17 protein-coding genes are annotated in these 20,824 nt (G+C 52.0%); 9 read left to right on the top strand and 8 right to left on the bottom strand.

All coding sequences use genetic code 11. The features are described 5' to 3' along the window. Positions 1–155 precede the first annotated feature (155 nt). A complete protein-coding gene (locus ACNRUY_RS09705) occupies positions 156–407 on the top strand; it encodes a DUF819 family protein (protein ID WP_488111455.1) in 252 nt (83 codons plus the stop codon). 103 nt (positions 408–510) lie between these two features. On the opposite strand, the gene ACNRUY_RS09700 is transcribed toward ACNRUY_RS09705, so the two are convergent. Continuing rightward, a complete protein-coding gene (locus ACNRUY_RS09700; RefSeq protein WP_488111453.1) occupies positions 511–2,193 on the bottom strand; it encodes a protein kinase domain-containing protein in 1,683 nt (560 codons plus the stop codon). 212 nt (positions 2,194–2,405) lie between these two features. Continuing rightward, entirely contained in the window at positions 2,406–7,223 is a 4,818-nt protein-coding gene (locus ACNRUY_RS09695; protein WP_488111452.1) for an NAD-glutamate dehydrogenase, read from the bottom strand. A 119-nt stretch (positions 7,224–7,342) separates the two neighbouring features. Between ACNRUY_RS09695 and ACNRUY_RS09690 the strand changes: the two genes are divergently transcribed. After that, positions 7,343–7,525, top strand: coding sequence for a hypothetical protein (locus ACNRUY_RS09690; protein ID WP_488111451.1), 183 nt, complete (start codon positions 7,343–7,345; stop codon positions 7,523–7,525). 25 nt (positions 7,526–7,550) lie between these two features. Here ACNRUY_RS09690 and ACNRUY_RS09685 read toward each other — a convergent pair whose 3' ends face one another. The 3 genes from ACNRUY_RS09685 to ahpC all read right to left on the bottom strand — a co-directional run bounded on the left by ACNRUY_RS09685 (position 7,551) and on the right by ahpC (position 10,273). Continuing rightward, on the bottom strand, positions 7,551–7,967 hold the full coding sequence (locus tag ACNRUY_RS09685; RefSeq protein ID WP_488111450.1) for a CBS domain-containing protein: 417 nt from the start codon (positions 7,965–7,967) through the stop codon (positions 7,551–7,553). A gap of 84 nt (positions 7,968–8,051) precedes the next feature. Next, positions 8,052–9,632, bottom strand: coding sequence for an alkyl hydroperoxide reductase subunit F (gene ahpF, locus ACNRUY_RS09680; protein WP_488111449.1), 1,581 nt, complete (start codon positions 9,630–9,632; stop codon positions 8,052–8,054). A 71-nt stretch (positions 9,633–9,703) separates the two neighbouring features. Next, positions 9,704–10,273 carry an alkyl hydroperoxide reductase subunit C gene (ahpC, locus tag ACNRUY_RS09675; protein WP_488111448.1) on the bottom strand — a complete coding sequence of 190 codons (570 nt, stop codon included), beginning with the start codon at positions 10,271–10,273 and terminating at the stop codon, positions 9,704–9,706. 382 nt (positions 10,274–10,655) lie between these two features. Here ahpC and rpmB point away from each other — a divergent pair, with 382 nt between their 5' ends. From rpmB to ACNRUY_RS09655, 4 genes are all read left to right on the top strand, one after another. Further along, positions 10,656–10,892 (top strand): 50S ribosomal protein L28, encoded by a 237-nt coding sequence (rpmB, locus tag ACNRUY_RS09670; protein ID WP_488111447.1) that lies wholly within the window; start codon positions 10,656–10,658, stop codon positions 10,890–10,892. A gap of 19 nt (positions 10,893–10,911) precedes the next feature. Then, a complete protein-coding gene (gene rpmG, locus ACNRUY_RS09665) occupies positions 10,912–11,079 on the top strand; it encodes a 50S ribosomal protein L33 (protein WP_034834535.1) in 168 nt (55 codons plus the stop codon). Positions 11,080–11,560: 481 nt separating this feature from the next. Beyond that, positions 11,561–12,883, top strand: coding sequence for a prephenate-dependent tRNA uridine(34) hydroxylase TrhP (trhP, locus tag ACNRUY_RS09660; RefSeq protein ID WP_488111446.1), 1,323 nt, complete (start codon positions 11,561–11,563; stop codon positions 12,881–12,883). A 253-nt stretch (positions 12,884–13,136) separates the two neighbouring features. Continuing rightward, complete coding sequence (locus ACNRUY_RS09655) at positions 13,137–13,817, top strand: hypothetical protein (RefSeq protein ID WP_488111445.1); 681 nt, start codon at positions 13,137–13,139, stop codon at positions 13,815–13,817. Between the two features lie 15 nt (positions 13,818–13,832). Here the strand turns inward: ACNRUY_RS09655 and ACNRUY_RS09650 are convergent, their stop codons facing one another. Continuing rightward, positions 13,833–14,255, bottom strand: a complete 423-nt coding sequence (locus ACNRUY_RS09650; RefSeq protein ID WP_488111444.1) for an H-NS family histone-like protein — start codon at positions 14,253–14,255, stop codon at positions 13,833–13,835. A gap of 211 nt (positions 14,256–14,466) precedes the next feature. Next, a complete protein-coding gene (locus tag ACNRUY_RS09645) occupies positions 14,467–14,688 on the bottom strand; it encodes a hypothetical protein (protein WP_488111443.1) in 222 nt (73 codons plus the stop codon). A 429-nt stretch (positions 14,689–15,117) separates the two neighbouring features. Here ACNRUY_RS09645 and ACNRUY_RS09640 point away from each other — a divergent pair, with 429 nt between their 5' ends. Continuing rightward, positions 15,118–16,956 carry a Na/Pi cotransporter family protein gene (locus ACNRUY_RS09640; protein WP_488111442.1) on the top strand — a complete coding sequence of 613 codons (1,839 nt, stop codon included), beginning with the start codon at positions 15,118–15,120 and terminating at the stop codon, positions 16,954–16,956. A gap of 58 nt (positions 16,957–17,014) precedes the next feature. On the opposite strand, the gene ppx is transcribed toward ACNRUY_RS09640, so the two are convergent. Continuing rightward, on the bottom strand, positions 17,015–18,538 hold the full coding sequence (ppx, locus tag ACNRUY_RS09635) for an exopolyphosphatase (protein ID WP_488111441.1): 1,524 nt from the start codon (positions 18,536–18,538) through the stop codon (positions 17,015–17,017). A gap of 246 nt (positions 18,539–18,784) precedes the next feature. On the opposite strand from ppx, the gene trxA reads away from it, so the two are divergent. Continuing rightward, positions 18,785–19,108: a thioredoxin TrxA gene (gene trxA, locus ACNRUY_RS09630; protein ID WP_488111454.1), complete on the top strand. Its 324-nt coding sequence runs from the start codon at positions 18,785–18,787 to the stop codon at positions 19,106–19,108. A gap of 360 nt (positions 19,109–19,468) precedes the next feature. Next, entirely contained in the window at positions 19,469–20,728 is a 1,260-nt protein-coding gene (gene rho / locus ACNRUY_RS09625) for a transcription termination factor Rho (RefSeq protein ID WP_488111440.1), read from the top strand. Positions 20,729–20,824 lie beyond the last annotated feature (96 nt).

The raw sequence follows: 20,824 nt of genomic DNA, 5'->3' as shown, positions 1-20,824 counted from the left end.
CATTTTTGCCAGAAAGCGCTCTTTGCGGGTGGTTCTGCGTTTATGGACAAACTCACTGTCTGCGAAACTAAGCTGGCTCATGGACAGAAACTCAAGCTGGAAGCGATGGGAGTATTATCTCATGGCTAGGGACTTAATCGCACCTTCCCTTTTATATTCTGGCTGGTTTCCTGATTCTTTTGTTCCACCTGGTGGTGCTGTTAATCATGGCCAGGGTGTTCAAACTGGACTTATACATCTGCGGTATCGCCTCTCAGGCGAACATTGGAGGCTCGGTTTCAGCACCGATTCTGGCAGGAACCTACAACAAGGCCCTGATACCGGCGGGCCTGCTGATGGGCATATTTGGCACAGCCATTGGTACCGTCTCCGCCCTGATGCTGGCCAAGATACTGATGACGCTCTAACCATTTAAAAGTGACTGTAGAAGAGCGTTCCAACACTTCATCAAGCCCTGCCAGATGACTGCGCAGGGCTTTTCCAATCAGAAACAGCAAAAGCGGATAGCCTTTACTCGCCCTTTTTTGAATCAAGGAAAGGCCGAATCTCAGGCTCAACCATTCGATGATAAAAGCTGTCCTGAACCGTCAGCTTCAGGGGTTTACCTGCTTTAATATCTTGCTGAATGCTGTCCGGAAGCCTGTTGTTATCATCCGGAGAAGGGGCAGAATCGATGCTATCTGACTCCTCTTCCTCCTCCCACTCCAGGTCATCTTGAAACAGGTATTTCACCAGCTCCTTCGCATCATCCTCATCGCAGATGGGGTCAAGCATAAACGGATGGGCCAGCGCCTGATCTGCAGTCATACGATGTTCGCTCAGGGGGTGCAGTGCCTGATTGATAAAATTGACCAGGTGAGACTCGTAACCTTCCCCATAACGCCCCAACATTTTTTCCTTCCCTATTTTTTCAATAATGGCCTCCTGATCAAGGTTTTGATTTCCCGGTTCGGCTCTCTTTTTTTCAATCGCCTGCTGGCTTGGCGGCTGCAAACGGTCAGCCTGGGAAATGGGAGTCATTGCCGTTTTATAATCCCCGTTAGAATCCGGCGTTTTATATTTCTGCATGGCCATTGTCAGGGGGTAAATTAACCCTCTCAGGTCTCTATTTTTCATTTCAAGGTAATTTAAACCGGCAGAAAAGGGTATTTCCCGCTCTTCAGGAAGCAGCAGTTTGGAGAGCACCTCATAAACCAGCTGCCCCATGGCATAGGAGTCAGAAGTATCACCTATTGGCTGAACGTCTTGCTCCGATTCAGGAAACCCCTCGGGGGGGGTATAAAAACGGGTTTCTACCCCCTGAGCCTCTCCATAATACCCCATACTGCCAGCATCAATGATGACAGGCTTTAAAGAGCGGCTGTCCACCATGACATTCTGACCCTTAATATCCTGGTGGGAAACACCGCAACGATTCAGGTGACTGAGGCCTTCGATAACACCTTTCATCAGGTATTGAACCACCCCCCAGAACTCTGAATGTTTAAAATAGCCTGTCTGATAGTAATAAACCAAAGTATTGAGCACAGACTTTAACGTATCCCCCTTGATATAATCCAAAACCAGTCCTTTCTCTCCACCCACTTCAGCGATCCCGTGGCCACTTATAATATTGGGGTGGTCCCCAATATGCTGCATAAAGGCACACTCTTTTAACTGGCTCTCCTCCCGGGCATCCACTTTAAAGGCAAAAAGACCACCGTCATTTCTGGACTTTATTAACACCACTTTGCCAAATCGACCGGTTCCTAGGCACTCCCCCTGATCAAAGTCTTTGCCATCAATGCCCTTGTAAGGCCCTTCTTTTTCAATAGATTCAAAGCCTTCTTTATCATCAATACTCTGATCCTGAACCATACTCAGCTGAGCACTGATTTCATCCTCTCCCATAATTCCAGAATCCGCCCAATAGGATGTCACCTTTTCTGGTGATTCAGGACTCGATACACAGGTAAGATCAACCCCATCATCCCCTGAAGTGTTCATATAAGCTTTACCTGCTCGACGTTGAGCCGGGCCAAATTCCGAGAAGGTTTTGTTATCTAAAGCCTGTTTTTCCTGGACGGGGATTTCCTTGTCACCATGGGCAGATTTGATTGAACTTTCACTGGACTCATCCAGGTCCGCATCAGTCGGGTTTTGAGAGTAATCTTGAGATATTGGGCGCCCCCCCGAATGAATATTTTCTGGCATTCCCTTTCCCTATTCAGTTCATTGATCAATAACGTTCAACCACAACTCCTGAAGAACAAAAAAGAAAAAATACCCAGTTGAATAAATACGTCCTTTCCTGTTCATGCTCTTTATTACAATAATGCATTTATTCAGGGCTTTCCTGTGAGTGACGAAAATTTAAAGGTAACCAGGCTCGCTCACACCTGATTACCTTCTACTCCAAGGGTTGATCAACCCGCCGCCATCATCGACAACTCCTGAACCGCCACTGACAACATGGCCAGGTTCTGCTCTTTTGAGCTCTTTATCTCGGCAACGGTACTCTGCCAGCGCTCCATGGGCTCTTCATTGTCCACCAGCCATTGGCACAGCCGCTCTTCTGATACGGCCTCCCGGGCCACAGCAAGCACCCCTTCACAGTTTTCACTGAGGGTTCGGTCCAGCTGGTCCCTGAGGGAAGACTGAGCCTTACGCTGCCAGAGATCGGTAATGGGTAACTGACGCACCTTCTCTCTCAGCCAGGGCAGGGAAAGCTGGTCCTCAAGGGCAAAATAAACCGATGCCACCTCAGCAACGGTCTGGTGCTTGTCCAGGGCAATACCCACGATGAAGAACCCAAAGTACAGGTAACGCAGACCGGCACAAGCCTCTGCCAGAGAAGCAGGCACTCCCGCCTCCTGAAGCTCTGCGGTTCTGCTTCCCAGCCACTCACAGTCCTGCTCTCCCAATAGTTCCGCCAGAAGCCCGGAGATGGCACCCACGCCGGGTTTATAAAGGCTGACCAGTTGCTCAATGTCCAGTTCGCCACCGTGGTTTCTCAGCAGCCAGACACAGGCTTTCTCAATGTGTTCCTGAACCCGGAGTAGCTCCACTCTCTGGATTTCATCACTGACCTGATGGCCCAGCAACTCAAACTGATCCCAGATCCATTGAATGGAAAAAATCTCCCTGACAGCCATAAAGGCCCGGACACAATCCAGTTCTGAACTGCGGGTAGCCTGCTGAAGGTATTCAATAAAAGTGGCTCCCATCCGGTTGCCTGCCTCATTGGTCAGGTGGGTGGCCAGGATTTCCGTTTTCAGCGGATGGGCCATGATCGGGCCTGAAAACTGCTTCTTCAGTGGACCCGGGAAGTAATCCAGCAGACCGGAGACCAGAACCGGGTCCTGATCCACCCTGGCCTCAACCAGAGCCTCAAATAGCCGAAGCTTGCTATGGGACAGCAAAACAGAAATCTCTGGACGACTAAGCCCCTCTCCAGCCTTGGCCCTGGTCTTGAGCTCCATATCCGAAGGAAGGCATTCCAGCTCCCGGTTCAATCGCCCCTCCTCCTCCAGCTTGCGCATCAGGAACCGGTGGTCACTGAGCTTCTGGGCACTCTGATGCTGGCTCAGGCTGAGACGCTGGCTTTGCAGCCGGTTGTGGCTCAACACCAGATCCGCCACTTCATCGGTCATATTCGCCAGCAGCTGGTTGCGCTGCTTGGTGGTCATATCACCGTCGGCCACCAGCTGGTTCAGCAGTATCTTGATATTGACCTCATGGTCTGAACTATCCACACCGCCAGAGTTGTCCACCGCATCGGTATTGATCAGCCCGCCGCTTCGGGAAAACTCCACCCGGGCGGCCTGGGTCAAACCAAGATTGCCCCCTTCGCCAACCACCCGGACCCGAAGCTCCGAGGCATCAACCCGAACACTGTCGTTGGCTCGATCACCCACCTCTGAATGGGTTTCTCCGCTGGCTTTAACATAGGTGCCAATACCGCCATTCCAGAACAGATCCGCCGGTGCTTTCAGAATGTGCTGAATCAGTTCCGAAGGGGTCATCACCGCTTTATCCACACCCAGTGACTGCCGGGCTTCAGGACTCAGTCGTATTTTCTTGGACTGTCGGCTGTAAACACCGCCCCCCCGGGAAATCAACTCCCGGTTGTAGTCATCCCAGGAAGAGCGGGGCAGATGAAACAACCGCTGGCGCTCCTGGAAACTGCTCGCTGCATCAGGCATGGGGTCAATAAAAATATGCTGATGGTTAAAGGCTGCCAGCAACTGGATATGCTCTGACAGCAACATACCATTGCCAAAAACATCTCCGGACATATCACCAATGCCAATCACCTTGAAGTCCTGGCTCTGGGTATCCAGCCCGGTTTCCTTGAACAGCCGCTTGACCGACTCCCAGGCTCCCCGGGCCGTGATACCCATTTTCTTGTGGTCATACCCCTGGCTGCCTCCGGAAGCAAAGGCATCCCCTAGCCAGAAGCCATAATCCCCGGACACTTCATTGGCAATGTCCGAAAAACTGGCCGTGCCCTTGTCCGCCGCCACCACCAGGTAGGGGTCATCCTCATCGTAACGGATCACATCATCCGGCGGGACGATTTGCCCTTTATGGAAGTTGTCCGTGACATCCAGGAGCCCGGAAATGAATTGCCGGTAACTGTTGATACCTTCTGCCATCACCGCTTCCCGGCTGCCACTGATTGGCAGGCGCTTGGGAATAAACCCGCCTTTGGCGCCATGGGGAACAATAATGGCGTTCTTGACCATCTGGGCCTTCACCAGCCCCAGAATCTCGGTGCGGAAATCCTCCCGCCGATCCGACCAGCGCAGGCCTCCACGGGCAATCTTGCCCCCGCGCATATGCACGCCCTCAAACTCCGGGGAGTACACAAAGATTTCAAACATGGGCCGGGGCAATGGAGTGGCCGGGATATCCTCAGGACGAAGCTTGAAGGCAATGTACCGTTTAGGCAGGCCGTCCAGCCCTTTCTGGTAAGCATTGGTGCGAAGCATCGCTTCGATCACGCTCAGAAAGTGGCGCAGGATCCGGTCTTCATCCAGGTTGGATACCTCATCCAGCAATGTCCTGATGCGTTCTACGATAACCTCTGAACGCTTATTGCGATCCCCCTTGAAGGCCGGAGAAAACCGTACATTGAACAGGTCCACCAACTCTCGAACCACTGCCGGGTTGCCATTGAGCACCTTTTGCATATAGCTCTGACTGAACGGCACCTGAAGCTGCAACAGGTATTTAGCCAATGCCCTGAGCAGTATGATCTGCTGCCAGTCCAACCCGGCAGACACCACCATGCCATTAAATCCGTCACTCTCCATGCTTCCCTGCCAGGTCCGGACAAACACCTGCTGGAATTGCTCCCGGAGGCCGGAATCCTCAAGATTCAGGCTGCTGTCCGGCTCAATCCTGAAGTCCAGAACCCAGGCACTGGCCTGGGCACTGGCCCTTATCGCATAAGGTCTGGCACTGTGAACCCTGACCCCCATTTTTTCCAGAATGGGCAACACATCGGAAAGCGCCAGCAGAGTTCCATGGCCCAGCACTCTGAAATGCCATTGATTAAAGTCACTGACAGGGCGATAAAGACTGGTGCTGACCTGCCCTTCCTGGTCAATGGACTCCAACCGCTCTATATCCGTAACAGCCTGCCGGGGGTGCACATCCTCACGGTAAGCGGCCGGGAATGCCCGGGCATAACGCCGGGCCATCTTGCTGCCTGCTCCTTCCCCAAAAACATCCAGCAGTGCCTGCTGCAGGTGATCTTTCCACCCCAGCATGGCTTCCGTGATCGTGGCCTCAAGGCCTTCCACATCCATATCCAGTTGACTGGCATTATTGCAATGCACCGTGAACTGCAGTTGTGCCAGAGGGTTCTCTGAGAGCTGTACATTAAAATCAATACTGTTGCCGTTGAGCTCTTCCAGGAGAATCTGCTGCATCTTCAGGCGCAGCTCAGTATTGAAGCGATCCCTGGGTACATACACCAGCACATTCACAAAGCGGTCATAGGTGTCGGGCCTTAAAAACAGTCTCAGCCGTCGGCGCTCCTGACATCCGAGAATACCGTTAATAGCATCCTGAAGCTGGTCATAACTGGCCTGAATCATTTCATCCCTTGGGTAGTCATGGATGATATGGCGAAGGGCTTTACCCCGGTGGCTGTCTGCAGGCGTGTCCGATTGCTCAAGCAGTCGGACCACTTTCTTGCGGATCAGGGGAACCTGATCCAGAGGCATGGTGTAAGCCGTAGATGAAAACAGCCCAAAGAAACGCCATTCCCCTACTACAGTGCCGGTGTCATCGAATTTTTTGATCCCCAGGTAATCAAGGTGGGCTGGCCTTTGAATGCTGGAACGACTGGTGGATTTGGTGATCACCAGTAACTCCGGCTCCTGCAGCCGGGAAGCAAGATAAGGCGACAACAGCTGCTCAGGGGAACTCTGGCGAACCTCTTCCCGGAAGGTCCCCAGTCCGGACTGGCCCTGAATACGGAACTGAAAACCTTGTTCACTTTTTGACAGGTCGTAGTAACGAAAGCCGATGAATAAAAAATTATCGGCCTTCAACCACTCAAGGAAGGAGAGCGTTTCTTTCAACTCCTCTGCCTCAACAGGCATCGGTTTGTTCCGACACCACTGAATAGCCTCATCCAGCCGGGTCTGCATGGCACTCCAGTCTGACACCACCCGCCAAACATCGTCCACCACCGTTAAAATGCCCGATACGATCTTTTCAAGGGCAGCCGGGTCGGGCTGACGGTCAATCTCAATTCTCATCAGTGCTTCAGACTGGAATCCCTGCTGTTTTCCCGCAGGCTGGCCAATGGCTGAGAGTTGTCCCTGGTCATTTCTTAGCGTTCGAATCACCGGGTGATTGAGGTTATGCACCTTCAGCTCCTGGCGGTCGAGCTCCATCAATAGGGAAGCCACCAGAAACGGCATATCATCCACCAGGATTTCTATAACACTGTGGGTTGAATGCCAGTGATGCTCCTCAGGCTCGGGGTTGTATGCCTGAATCTTTGCCTGACCCGGCGCCCGCTGCTGGATAAACCGCCACAGACAGAGCAGGGCCCCATAACAATCGTCCACTGACGTCACAGCCAGATCTCTTGGGGAAGAACCCTGGTAATAAAGCTGCGTGAGAAAACCCGCCTGTTCGCTCTCATCCTTCGATAGCCCCTGGGTCAGCATGGATTTAACCTGACTGATGGTGGCTTTACGCAGATCCTTGAAACTGTTCATGGTACTCCTCGCAGGAAGGTCATCAACATGACCCAGAGACGCTGTTGGCTCAGCAACAAATTGACCGATTTTGTTAATGACTGAGCACTTATGACAACATAACTCACAACAAGGTAACGATGGAAACGCTTAGAACTGCGGATAACCGAAAGAAGGTGATTCTGCTGCAAAAAGGGGCAGACGCATTGCTTTATTTCAGTCTTTTGCTTCAGGAGGGAATCTCAGAAAGGCAGCTTGTTATCCACTCACTGACCCCTCTGCTTTTTGACGTGAAAACAAACCGTTTTGCCATGAGCATTTGAGAAAGGGTCAGAGAGCATTTCGTGCTTAAACGGGAACCTGGCAGGCTTTCAGATTTTCTCTCAGTGCCTGAAGAATCTGGGTACGACTGATCACTCCCAACAGCTTACCTTCAGCAATAACCGGGTAGATCTTGGGTTTGTCGCTCTGCATGGAAGCCGCCAGTTCAATGATGCTATCCCCGGGAGACACCGTCAGCACCTCACTTCTCATGACATCGGTGGCCATCAGGTCAAAATCACAGTGGTAACTGCTGGCCAGCATCTTGTGAATACAGTCCTGTTCAGAAATAAATCCGATCAGTTTCTTGTTGTGATCCACTACTGGCAGACCATGAAGGTGGGAATTACAAATGATTTCCGTCGCCTTGCTCAGGGGCATATCGCCGTATATGACCGGCGTTTCATGGAGCATATAATCTCGTACCTGGATGTGTGCTTTCATAGTGCACCTCCATTTACCATTGTACTTTCAGTGTAGTTTGGTTTGCTCAGGGGATGGCCTCAGCCATCCTGGCCCAAAGCCCCCTCACGCCGCCTGCCGTTGTGGCTCCGGAGTTCGGATCAGATAGTCAAAAGCCCCCAGGGCAGCATTGGCGCCACTGCCCATGGCAATAATAATCTGCTTGTAAGGAGCTGTGGTCACATCACCCGCCGCAAAAACACCGGGGACAGAGGTCTCCCCCTGAGCACCCACCACAATTTCCCCCCGGGTACTGAGTTCAACCGTTTCTTTCAGAAACTCAGTGTTCGGCACAAGCCCGATCTGGACAAAGATACCCGCCAGTTCCAGAGAGTGGCGCTCACCAGAAGCACGATCAGTGTAGTGTAACCCGGTCAGTTTACGACCATCCCCTACCACTTCGGTGGTCTGTGCTTCGGTAATAATATCGATATTGCCCATGGATCGGGCTTTACGCTGCAGCACTTCATCTGCCCTTAAGACACTGTCAAACTCCAGCACGGTGACATGCTCCACAATACCCGCCAGATCAATGGCCGCTTCAATGCCTGAGTTCCCACCACCGATCACCGCCACTTTTTTCCCTTTGAACAGAGGGCCATCACAGTGTGGACAATAAGCGACACCCTTGCCACGATATTCCTGTTCACCCGGCACATTCATCTCTCGCCAGCGGGCACCCGTGGCAATTACCAGAGAACGGCTCTTCAATGTCGCTCCGCTTTCCAGTTCAACCTGCACCAGATCACCCACCTGTTCAGCAGCCACAATCCGGCTGGCCCGCTGCTGGGTCATGATGTCCACGTCATAGTCTCTGACATGCTCTTCCAGGCTGGCAGCCAACTTTGGCCCTTCCGTTGCCTTGACCGAAATAAAGTTTTCAATGCCCACCGTATCCATCACCTGACCACCAAAACGATCCGCAACAACCCCGGTACGAATTCCCTTGCGGGCACTGTATATGGCCGCTGCGGCCCCTGCCGGGCCACCACCCACCACCAGAACATCAAACGGTTCTTTTTCTGACAGGACCTCCGCCTGGCGCTGGGCGGCACCGGTATCCAGTTTGTTCAACACCTCCTGCAGGGAAATCCGCCCCTGGGCAAACAGCTCACCATTGAGGTAGACCGATGGCACCGCCATGATATTGCGTTCATTGACCTCATCCTGGAACAGTGCGCCATCAATCATGGTGTGGGTGATGTTCGGGTTCAGGGCGGCCATCATATTCAGGGCCTGAACCACATCCGGACAATTCTGGCAGCTCAGGGAAACGTAGGTTTCAAACCGGTACCGTCCTGGCAGCGCCCTGACTTGCTCTGCCAACTCTTCAGAGACTTTAATGGTATGACCGCCACTGTGGAGCAGCGCCAGAACCAGAGAAGTAAACTCATGCCCCATGGGCAGCCCGGCAAACTGGATCTCACTGCCAGTGACGTCTGAGCGAATCATCATGGAAGGCTTTCTTTCATTGCTCAGGGTTGGTTCAGAGACGGTGATCAGCTTCGATAAACCGGCGATGTCGTTTGCCAGGGATTGCATTTCTCTGGAAGGCTTACTGTCATCCAGAGACACTACCAGCTCAACCGGGGCTTTCAGGTTTTGCAGGTAGGTTTTCAATTGAGCTTTCAGGGTAGTGTCTAACATAGTGACAACCTTGCAGTTTGTATGGGTTGAGGAACAGCGTGCCCCGAAAAACAGGGCACGGAGGCCGGTTGTCAGATCTTGCCAACCAGATCCAGAGAAGGCGCCAGTGTCTCTTCACCTGGCTGCCAGGCGGCGGGGCAGACTTCTCCATCGTGCTCTGCAATGTACTGGGCTGCCTGAATCTTGCGAACCAGGTCCTTGGCGGAACGACCAATGCCCAGATCGTTGGTTTCGATGGCCTTGATCTCGCCTTCCGGATTGATCACAAAGGTACCGCGCAGCGCCAAACCTTCCTCCTCAATCATCACGCCAAAATTGCGGGTAATGGCTCCGGTTGGGTCTCCAATCATGGGGAACTTGATTTTGTTGATGGTATCGGAGCTGTCGTGCCAGGCCTTGTGGGTGAAATGAGTATCCGTGGATACGGAGTAAACCTCGACACCCATGGCCTGAAGCTGTTCGTAATGATCCGCCAGGTCACCCAATTCCGTGGGGCAGACAAAGGTGAAATCCGCGGGGTAGAAAAACACTACCGCCCACTTGCCCAGCAGGCTCTGCTCAGAGACATCCACAAATTCACCCTTGTGAAAAGCAGTAGCTTTAAAGGGCTTGATAACAGTGTTAACCAGAGATTGAGTCATAATCTTTACCTTTCGTGTTGTGTGTTGCTGACGTGGTAAAGATTAAGGTGCCCCCAATAATTATAAAAATTAATTAATTAAATTATTTTAATAGATTTTAATTATCACAAATAGCACCGACGCCTTTCCTTCCGCTCTCCCCCCCAAATTCCACTCAATGCCTTAGAAACAGCAGTAACCAAGGGCTTTAAGCATAATCCGCAACCCCCTGTAAATTTGCATCACAGACCTGATTCTGGTATAAAGCCCGATCTTTGTAAGAGGGTAGCTGCTAAGGAGTCTTGACTCTGTAACCAAGGGCAGATCTGCCCGAAGCAGACACTGGAATTCAGTTTAGTTTTCCGGCCTCATGGCTGGATTTTTGGTTTGAGAGGCCATCCACATGTCCAAGGTTTGTCAGGTTACCGGCAAGCGCCCGGTTACCGGGAATAACGTTTCCCACGCTCATAACAAAACACGTCGTCGTTTTGTACCCAACCTGCATCACAAGCGCTTCTGGGTAGAGAGTGAAAAGCGTTTCGTTCGCCTGCGCGTTTCCGCTAAAGGCATGCGTATCATCGACAAGAAAGGCATTGACGCCGTTCTGGCTACGATGCGCGCTAACGGTCAGAAATTCTAAGAGAGCGGGAGCATAAATCATGGCTAAAGGTATTCGCGAGAAGATCAAGCTGGTCTCCAGTGCAGGCACTGGTCACTACTACACCACCACCAAGAACAAGCGTAATACGCCTGACAAGCTGGTGTTCAAGAAGTACGACCCGGTTGTTCGCAAGCACGTTGAGTACAAGGAATACAAGATCAAGTAAACTTGGTCTTGCCTTGCTCTGGCCTTCAACGGTTCAACCGTTGCGGGCCGCCACTTTCCCCTCCTGTACCCCCACCTTCCGACTTTATTTTCGCCATTGTGCGCACTCACCGCTGCCCATAGCGAAAGAATCCCGTGCAGTCACAAGGGAAGGTGCAAACAAGTCCTGTGCGTGCTCTGCAAGCTAAACAGCCTGCAGGTACAAGGCGAAGTTTGCAGTTAATGGCCTTAGTCCTTAACAAAAACTTCAACACAGTAGATGCGGGCTGTTTAGCTTGCCCTTCGGGGCCTCCAGGGGAATCCAGACTCAGCGTCAGCCTTTTTTGACAGGTCCCGACATGCCTGCAAAAGTCTTTCTTGATTCTGAATCCCCCTGGCAGGCCAGAGTGCCGCAGGCCTTGTTCGCACCTTCCCTAATGTTGCATTCATACAGCACTGATATAATGCGCGCCATTCAATAAGATCAACCGCTGTAGGTCATAATGAAACCGGAACTCCTTTCACCGGCGGGAACGCTGAAAAACATGCGCTATGCCTTTGCCTATGGCGCCGATGCCGTCTATGCAGGCCAGCCCCGCTATAGCCTGCGAGTCCGCAACAACGACTTTAAGCTGGACAATCTGCAAAAAGGGATTGACGAAGCCCATGCCCAGGGGAAAAAACTCTACCTGGCCAGCAATATTGCCCCTCACAACAGCAAGGTAAAAACCTACCTCAGAGATATGGAGCCGGTGATCGCCATGGGGCCGGATGCCCTGATCATGTCGGACCCAGGCCTGATCATGATGGTTCGAGAAACCTGGCCGGACATGCCCGTGCACCTTTCTGTTCAGGCAAATGCCGTCAACTTTGCCACGGTAAAATTCTGGGCTAAGCAAGGGGTTGAAAGAATCATTCTGTCCAGAGAACTGTCCCTGGATGAAATTCAGGAAATCCGCGAAGAGTGCCCGGATACAGAGCTGGAAGTCTTTGTTCATGGATCCCTGTGCATTGCCTACTCTGGCCGCTGCCTGCTGTCCGGCTACATCAACAAGCGGGATCCGAACCAGGGAACCTGCACCAACTCCTGTCGCTGGAAGTACCAGGCCCATGAGGCACAGGAAACCCACAGTGGTGATGTCATCCCTGTCAACGCCGTGCCAGAAAGCGAATCGCCCACTCTGGGTGAAGGGGACACCACCAACAACATCTACCTGCTACAGGAACAGGGAAGGCCAGACCAGTACATGCCAGCCTTTGAGGATGAGCATGGCACCTACATCATGAACTCAAAGGACCTGCGAGCCGTTCAACACGTTCACCGGCTGACCGATATGGGCATTCACTCCCTTAAAATTGAAGGCCGGACCAAGTCCTTCTATTACGTGGCCCGCACCGCCCAGGTTTATCGACAGACCATTGACGATGCTGCTTCTGGAATCCCGTTCGACATGAGCAGGATGGATACCCTGGAGAACCTGGCCAACCGGGGCTACACCGAAGGCTTTTACCGCCGCCATGTCCATGACGAGTACCAGAACTATGAAACCGGCAACTCCCGTGGCAGCAAGCAGCAGTTTGTGGGTGAGATCATGGATGTCGGCGATCAGCAGATCACCATTGACGTAAAAAACCGGTTCGAGAAAGGGGATACCCTGGAACTGATGACACCCGCAGGAAACCACGTCTTCACTCTGGACCACCTGGAAAGTCGCCATGGCGAATCCATTGATGCAGCACCCGGCTCTGGTCATGTGGTCAAGATACCCCGACCAGAAGGAGTCAGCCCCGACCAGTACTCACTTCTGGTTCGAAACCTTGCTTAATGAATCGTTTCCCTCACCCCAGCCCTCTCCCAGAGGGAGAGGGGGTTTGGCGGTGCAAACTTTTAAAGCCCTTTCTCTCTGGAAGAAGGGGTTTGGCGGCACGAACTTTTAAAACCCTTTCTCTCTGGAAGAGGGAGTTTGACGTTGCAAGCTTTTAAGGCCCTCTCCCTCTGGGAGAGGGTTTGGGTGAGGGTAAAAGCCAGGCAACCCGCCTCTACATAAACTCTTCTCCAGGCCTGTCGATAAGCTCTTTATGGATCTTACGACATTTACCCACCTATTTACCGGCTCACCTTTTAAGCCTCTTCGCCAACACCGAAAAGTGGTATTGGACGCCCTTGCGCTATTGAACAAGCAGCTTCTGAATAAACAGCTGCGACTCAGCCAATCCACACAGTTTTGCTTGCATACTCGCCCGGACTGGCTGGCAGAGCTGCCTCTCAGCCTGGAAAAGCTTGAACAGGAGACCCTGTCTCGCCTGAACCAGACTTCCCTCACCAGCCAACCCAGAGAGTCTGTGCTTGCGTTGATGCAATCACAGAAAAACCTGGCTCAACTGATCTGTAGAATGGCAGACAGGCTCACCTACCGCTCCCCTGCTCTGCCGGATCACATGCAGATAGTGATGAGAAATGTCTGCCACAGTTTCAGCAAGGCAGTGCACCATTTAAGACTGGGCATCCAGGAGCTGGACACACTGAGCCAGCCAGGCTTGCGAAGGCATCACGCCCGACTGACGGAAAAGGTTTATCAACAACTGACTTTGCACACAGACAGATTGACTGAGAACACCTCGCAACTGAAACAGCAGACCTTTCTTGATGAAAACCAGCTGGACTCAATGGACACTGCACTACTGCTTCTCTGCCTGGAAGACATTGATGAACTGGCAGCCTGGATGAAGTCTCTGCTGATTCATTTACAGCCCAACTGAAGTGCCTCAGAAGCATTAATCAACAACGCAGTCAGCCCGTTTTTTACCAGATCGTTCCAGATAGTCCTGAAAGGCTTTCGGCACACGCCCGGTTGTGGAGCCATGCCAGCGGACACTGTCCCCTGAAGCCGTTTGATACTCAAAGGTATATTTGGAAACTTTGCGTCGTTTCCTGCTGCCTTTCTTGCTTGGGTCTTTGGCATCAAAGTCTGCAAGGCTGAGCCCTCGCTCCGCCATGACCTGCTGAATGGCGGCAATATCGTTCATTTTCTTTTTCCTTTTTTCCTCCTCTGCCTCCTTGGAACTCAACTTCTCTGCATGAATATCCTGCAAACGTCCCAGAATCTTTTCAAGCTCTGAAACACTGGCATCCTTAAAAAGAGAACGAATCCGGGACTTACTGCTCAGGCGATGATTCAACTCATCCAAAATATTCATCGTACACCCTCAGGTAAAAAACGATTAATCACCGTTACTTTGGAAACACTGCCACATTCACCCGCTGCCCCGGGAGGCTGCCAGACTGCTATTTACACAGGTTGCACAGGGCGAAACAGCCAACACATTCAGAGGTGACTGTTTTAGAAAATAATGTATTTTATTCAATTCGCAAGCACAGATTATTTAACCCGCTCATCGGGACTGCCTCTCAATGATTCGCAGACGCGCCCTTGTCTGAGGTTTTCAAGCCAGCGGTATTCTGCCTGTTGCCACTTTCTCCAGACTCAAGAGTGCCAATCAGGTCTCTGGGCTGATATTTACGAACCTCTCCGGAGTCCATCAACACCTTAACCCAACCATTTTGCAGACATTGGAACAACCTTCCCTGCTCAAAGGTTGCCCGGTCTTTCACTTTCAAATTCCCATTCATTGCAGTTATTCATTCCTTTTGTCGATAACACCTTTAATTCTCAGCTTCACTCCTGGCGATAAATTGCAAAGAGTCTCAGCCTCCGCGGGCTGCTGTGCTTCTGGGGTAATGGCGGTCCGAATGGTCACGGAAAGAAACCATCACAGCCGTTTGGGAATGGGTATTATCGGTGAAGCATTGGGACACTTTAATGACAGACAGTGGATTGACTTTCGTCACATAGGCCTATAACAAAAACAAGGCATCACCCTGACTGAATTTCACAACACGAGCGTTTGTATCATCTATTTTTAAAGAAGATTCCAGAGAGTGCCGAGACAATCATTTTACAGCGGCACTTTTTTGTTTGTTGCAGCGTTCGGATACAGCGGTTCCGTTTAGCGACAGGCCAGGATGTTATGCCTGAAAGGACTCAGGGTAAAAACACCAATGCTAGGCCGACTTTTTCTACCTTTTATTTTTCTTATACTCGCCTATGGCTTCTGGGTCAGCCCGGAGTTCCAGGTGATCACCGCTGGGGTTGTCATCTTCCTGCTGGGCATGGTTTACCTGGAAAAAGGGTTCAAAGTATTCACGGGAGGCTTCCTTGAAAGCCTCCTTAAAAAAACCACCAACAAGCTCTGGAAAAGTCTCTCTTTTGGCCTTGTCAGCACCGCCATCCTTCAGTCCAGTTCGCTGGTTTCAGTCATCGTCATCTCATTTCTGAGCGCCGGCCTTATAGGTCTGACGGCAGGCGTCGGCATTATTTTTGGCGCCAACCTGGGCAGCACCGCCGGGGCATGGCTGGTAGCCCTCTATGGGCTGAAGATCAAGCTGGCTTCCTACGCCATGCCCATGCTGGTGTTTGGACTGCTCCTGAAGACACAGCGGGGTAACAGCTTCCAGGGGATGGGATACATCCTCCTTGGTATCGGTTTTCTGTTCCTGGGCATCCACTACATGAAGGAAGGGTTTGACGCCTTCAAAGACGCCATTGACCTGGCCAGCTTCGCCATAGGAGGCTACCAGGGCATTCTGATTTACACCCTGCTGGGCACAGTGGCAACCATCATCATGCAGTCGACGAACGCCACAATGGTGCTGACATTCTCAGCCCTGGCTACTGGACAATTAACTTACGAAAATGCTCTGGCTCTGGCCATAGGCTCAAATATCGGAACCACCATCACCGCCATTCTTGGCTCTATCAGTGCCAGCGCTGAAGGAAAAAGACTGGCGGCAGCCCATCTTGCCTTCAACACCCTGACGGCGGCTTTTGCAATAGCCTGCTTACCTCTTCTGACGGAGGCTGTTGACTGGGCTGCAGCATCCATGGGCATCCAGCCAGATAATTTCACTCTCAAGCTGGCAGTATTCCATACCCTGTTCAATGTCATGGGTATTCTTATTCTGCTCCCTTTTACCCGAAAGCTGGTGGAATGGCTGGAAACCCTTTTCAGGGAACCTGACAGGCAGGCCTTCCCCGCTTTCTCCGATAAAAGCAACTCAGATAAAAATACCCGGCAGATACAACGGGCCCGCTATCTGACTCCGGCAGCCCTGAGCTATCCGGACGCCGCCATGAGAGCCCTGACCCGGGAGTGTAGCCATCTTTACCGGAATACTCTGGAGCTGATCTGTTACAGCATTTACCTTACGGGGGAAAAACTCCGTGAGACGGACAACCTTTCTGAACTGGTTAGCAACAGCCCTCAAACTGAACAGCCCTGGACCATCAAAGAACTTTACATCCGGCACATCAAGGGCATTTATGCGGATATCATCCACTATTCAGGGGCCATTGAGGGAAGCCTGCCCAAACAACAGGCCCAGGAGTTATTTGCCCTGAAGGTGGCCTGCAGGGATTTTGTGCAAGCGATCAAGCACGTCAAACATATCTACAAAAACATGGGGCAATACATTGAATCCGATAACGAGCAGATACGCCACCAGTATAACCAGCTGCGACTCTGTATTGCTTCGGTACTGAAACTGGTTGATGTACTTGGGGTCAGGCGCAACTACAGCCACATTCGGGAACATGCCAGGCAGTTGAAACAGGAGCTGCAGGAACAGGACCAGCAAACCAACCTCGCCCTCAATGAGTTGATTCGCTCCAATCAGGTGGATTCCTTCATGGCCAGTTCCCTGCTGAATGACAGCGCCCACGTCCACGACGCCTGCACCAACCTCATTGACGGGGCAGTCATCATGCTGACCCGGGACCGGGAAGAGTTCCGGGAGCTGGACCTCAATTTTGACAGCTCTCTGAGCTCCAAACAGCCTTGAACGGGAAGAAAACGTCTTTCACCCCGCCCCCGTGGAGAGACAGAACCAGTAAGTGGAGTCAGCTGACCATCAGCTTATACCCGGCCTTTGCCAGATAACTGCACTCCGCATCGAAATCAGCCGCCGTCAATGGGTGTTGCTCTATCCAGCCATCCGGAAAATACAAACTAACCCTCACTCCGGACACCTCCATGGCATACTCAGGCAGAGCATGATCATCCCTGCCATGACTGAGCACATTCGCCACCCGCAACAGAATAATCAGCCGCATGAGACGTTTGGACTCGGTTTTGGGCCAGCCCGAAAGCAATGTTCTTGGCAATGAGCGCCGGTGCCCTCTGACCAGGAGCGCCAGCTGCTTTTGCTCCCTCTTACTGAACCCCATCAGGTCCGAATGATCCACCAGATAGGCGCCATGACGATGATACTGGGTGTGTGAGATATCCATCCCGATCTGACACACCCTGGCCGCCCAGGACAGAAGCTCCCGGTCCGCCTCAGCCAGCTCCCAGTCATCCGCCACCTGGGCAAAACAGCAACAGGCGTGATCAGCGATACGCCGAGCCTGCTGCTGGTCCACATGATAGCGAACCATCAGGGCATTGATGGTTCGCTCCCGGACATTCTCATGACTGTCACGCCCAAGCATGTCATGGAGTACACCCTCACGAAGGGCTCCCTCAGAAAAGCGCATCCGGTCAATATTCAGGGCATCAAAACCCGCCATCAGGATGGCCAGACCGGCGGGGAAAATAGCCTGCCGATCCGATTTCAGCCCAGGAAACCGAACCCGGTGAATATGACTGAATTTCAAAACCTTCTGCTTCAGCATTTCCAGACTGTCACGGGTGATCACTTCACTTTCACCCATGGCCTGGAGAATGTTGCTGACTGCACGAATAGAACCGGACGACCCCACCGCATCCACCCAGCCAAGGCTGGTATACGCTTTTTCAATGTTTAGCAATTCCAGCCGGGCAGCATAGTAGGCGGACTGAAAGCGTTCGGGGGTCAGCTTGCCGGAGTCAAAGAATCGTTCAGTGAACACCACACACCCCATATGAAGACTTTCCATCAACCGGGGTTCAAAGCGCTCACCAATCACAAACTCCGTGCTGCCGCCCCCAATGTCCATCACCAGGCGGCGCTCATTATCATCGGACTGGGTCTGTGCGACGCCCAGATAGATAAGCCTGGCCTCTTCCCGGCCGGCAATCACCTCCACGGGGTAGCCCAGGATCTCCTGGGCTTTTTCAACAAACCGGTCACTGTTACGGGCCTTGCGCAGAGCGTTGGTGCCTACCACTCTAACCGACTGAATCTGGCTGCCAGTCAGGTATTGAGCAAACTGTCCAAGGCACTTTATTCCGCGCTCCATGGCTGCCTCAGACAATTCATCATTTTCATTGAGCCCGGCCGCCAGTTGAACTTTCTCTCCCAGCCTCTCCACCGGGCGAATTTCCCCCTGTTCAACCCTGGCAACAATCATATGGAAACTGTTCGAACCCAGATCAATAGCCGCCACCAGAGGTAAGCCTACGGATTCGTTATTCACCGGCTCTTCACACCCTTGTTCTGTCATGGTTGGTCAGTAAGCTGCTGTTCAGTATTATCTGGAGAATAACAGATGCCAGGCCATTGGTTTAAAGAGATTTTTTACAACACCTATAATCACCAGTGCTTCCGGGGCCTGCTTTGCATCGAAAAAAAACACTACAAAAATCAGCAAATCAGGCATAATGAAAAATTTGTGGGGAAACAGGGCCGCCTGGCCACCAACACTGACCCCTCAGACCTGTTAAGTACCAATGGCTGGGAGACCCATTCCATGAGCGAGATTGTCAATGTGACCGACTCATCCTTCGAAGAGGAAGTTCTGAAGGCAGAAGGGCCTGTACTGGTTGACTATTGGGCGGAGTGGTGTGGCCCCTGCAAAATGATCGCCCCGGTACTTGACGAAATTGCCCAGGACTATGAGGGCAAGCTGAAGATCTGTAAATTGAACATCGATGACAACGACGAGACAGCCCCCAAATATGGCGTACGGGGTATCCCAACCCTCATGCTGTTCAAGGGCGGCAACGTTGAAGCCACCAAAGTAGGGGCACTGTCCAAGTCTCAGCTGACCGCTTTTCTGGACAGTAACCTGTAAGCAGAAAGGTGGGTTTACGCCGGGTGCCGGGAGTCCCTGCCGCCATCCGGTCAACACATTTTCAGCGGCTTCACGATGTTCAATCTGAACATTCCTGTTGTTGAATTTTCAAATCATTACAGTTGACTGCATCTTTATTCTTGATTATTTTCCGGAAAAGGTTATAGACTGTAATTTCACAGGGCCGTCGGTTACCTACTGACGAATTTGGAATCTGGCCCGGGCTGGACAGTCGTTATAAACAACTCGCAGGCATCAACAGTCAGCTGTCCCGTATCATAATAAGCCAAACATTATCTGATCTTCCTGCACAGACAACGGCCACTTACCTTTCAATTTAACATTCGCAAACTACTGGTTATGCATCTTACCGAACTGAAGAAAAAGTCTGTTCCTGAACTTCTGGCGATAGCGAATGAAATGGGTCTGGAAAACCTTGCCCGTTCCAGGAAGCAGGATGTTATTTTTACAATTCTCAAGCGCCATGCCCGCAGCGGCGAGGATATTTATGGCGACGGTGTTCTGGAAATACTCCAGGACGGTTTTGGCTTTCTCCGGTCTTCTGACAGCTCTTACCTGGCAGGACCTGACGATATTTATGTATCCCCCAGCCAGATCCGCCGTTTTAACCTGAGAACCGGTGACACCATCTCCGGGAAAATTCGCCCACCAAAAGAGGGTGAGCGTTATTTTGCCCTGCTCAAAGTGAACGAAATTAACTTTGACCAACCTGAAAACGCCCGCAATAAAATCCTTTTTGAAAACCTTACCCCGCTGTTTCCCCAGGAACGGCTCACGATGGAAATGGGGAATGGCTCCACTGAGGACCTGACTGCCCGGATCATTGATCTGGTGGCGCCTACCGGAAAAGGCCAGCGTGGTCTGATCGTATCCCCTCCAAAAGCGGGTAAAACCCTGATGCTGCAGAACATCGCAGCCAACATTGCCCGCAACAACCCCGAGTGCTATCTGATTGTTCTGCTGATTGATGAGCGCCCGGAGGAGGTGACTGAAATGTCGCGGTCTGTAAGGGGAGAAGTGGTGGCTTCCACCTTTGACGAACCCCCTTCACGGCATGTCCAGGTAGCGGAAATGGTGCTTGAAAAAGCCAAGCGGCTGGTTGAGCACAAGAAAGACGTAGTCATACTGCTGGACTCTATTACCCGTCTGGCCCGGGCCTATAACACTGTAATCCCATCCTCTGGCAAGGTACTGACCGGTGGTGTCGATGCCCATGCCCTGGAACGTCCGAAGCGCTTCTTCGGTGCAGCCCGGAACATTGAAGAAGGTGGCAGCCTGACCATCCTGGCCACCGCCCTGGTGGACACAGGTTCAAAAATGGATGAAGTCATTTTTGAAGAATTCAAAGGCACCGGTAACATGGAACTTCACCTGGATCGACGGGCTGCTGAGAAACGGGTATTCCCGGCCATCGGCATCAACAAGTCCGGTACTCGCCGTGAAGACTTGCTCACCACCGATGAAGAACTCCAGCGCATGTGGATTCTCCGGAAAATCCTGCACCCCATGGATGAGATCCAGGCCATTGAGTTCCTGCTTGACCGGATGAAGCATACTAAAACCAATGATGAATTCTTCCAGTCCATGAAGCGGAAGTAAAAGGAAGCGTATATAGCCCCACCAGGCGGCTTTATTCACACACTCCTATGGCTCGATGCCTGGGAGTGTGAAACGCCCCCACGCCACTCATCGTCT

This window comes from Endozoicomonas sp. Z74 (assembly GCF_057680865.1).
The sequence above is the reverse complement of the archived record's forward strand: the minus strand, read 5'-3'. Positions and strand labels throughout refer to the sequence as shown.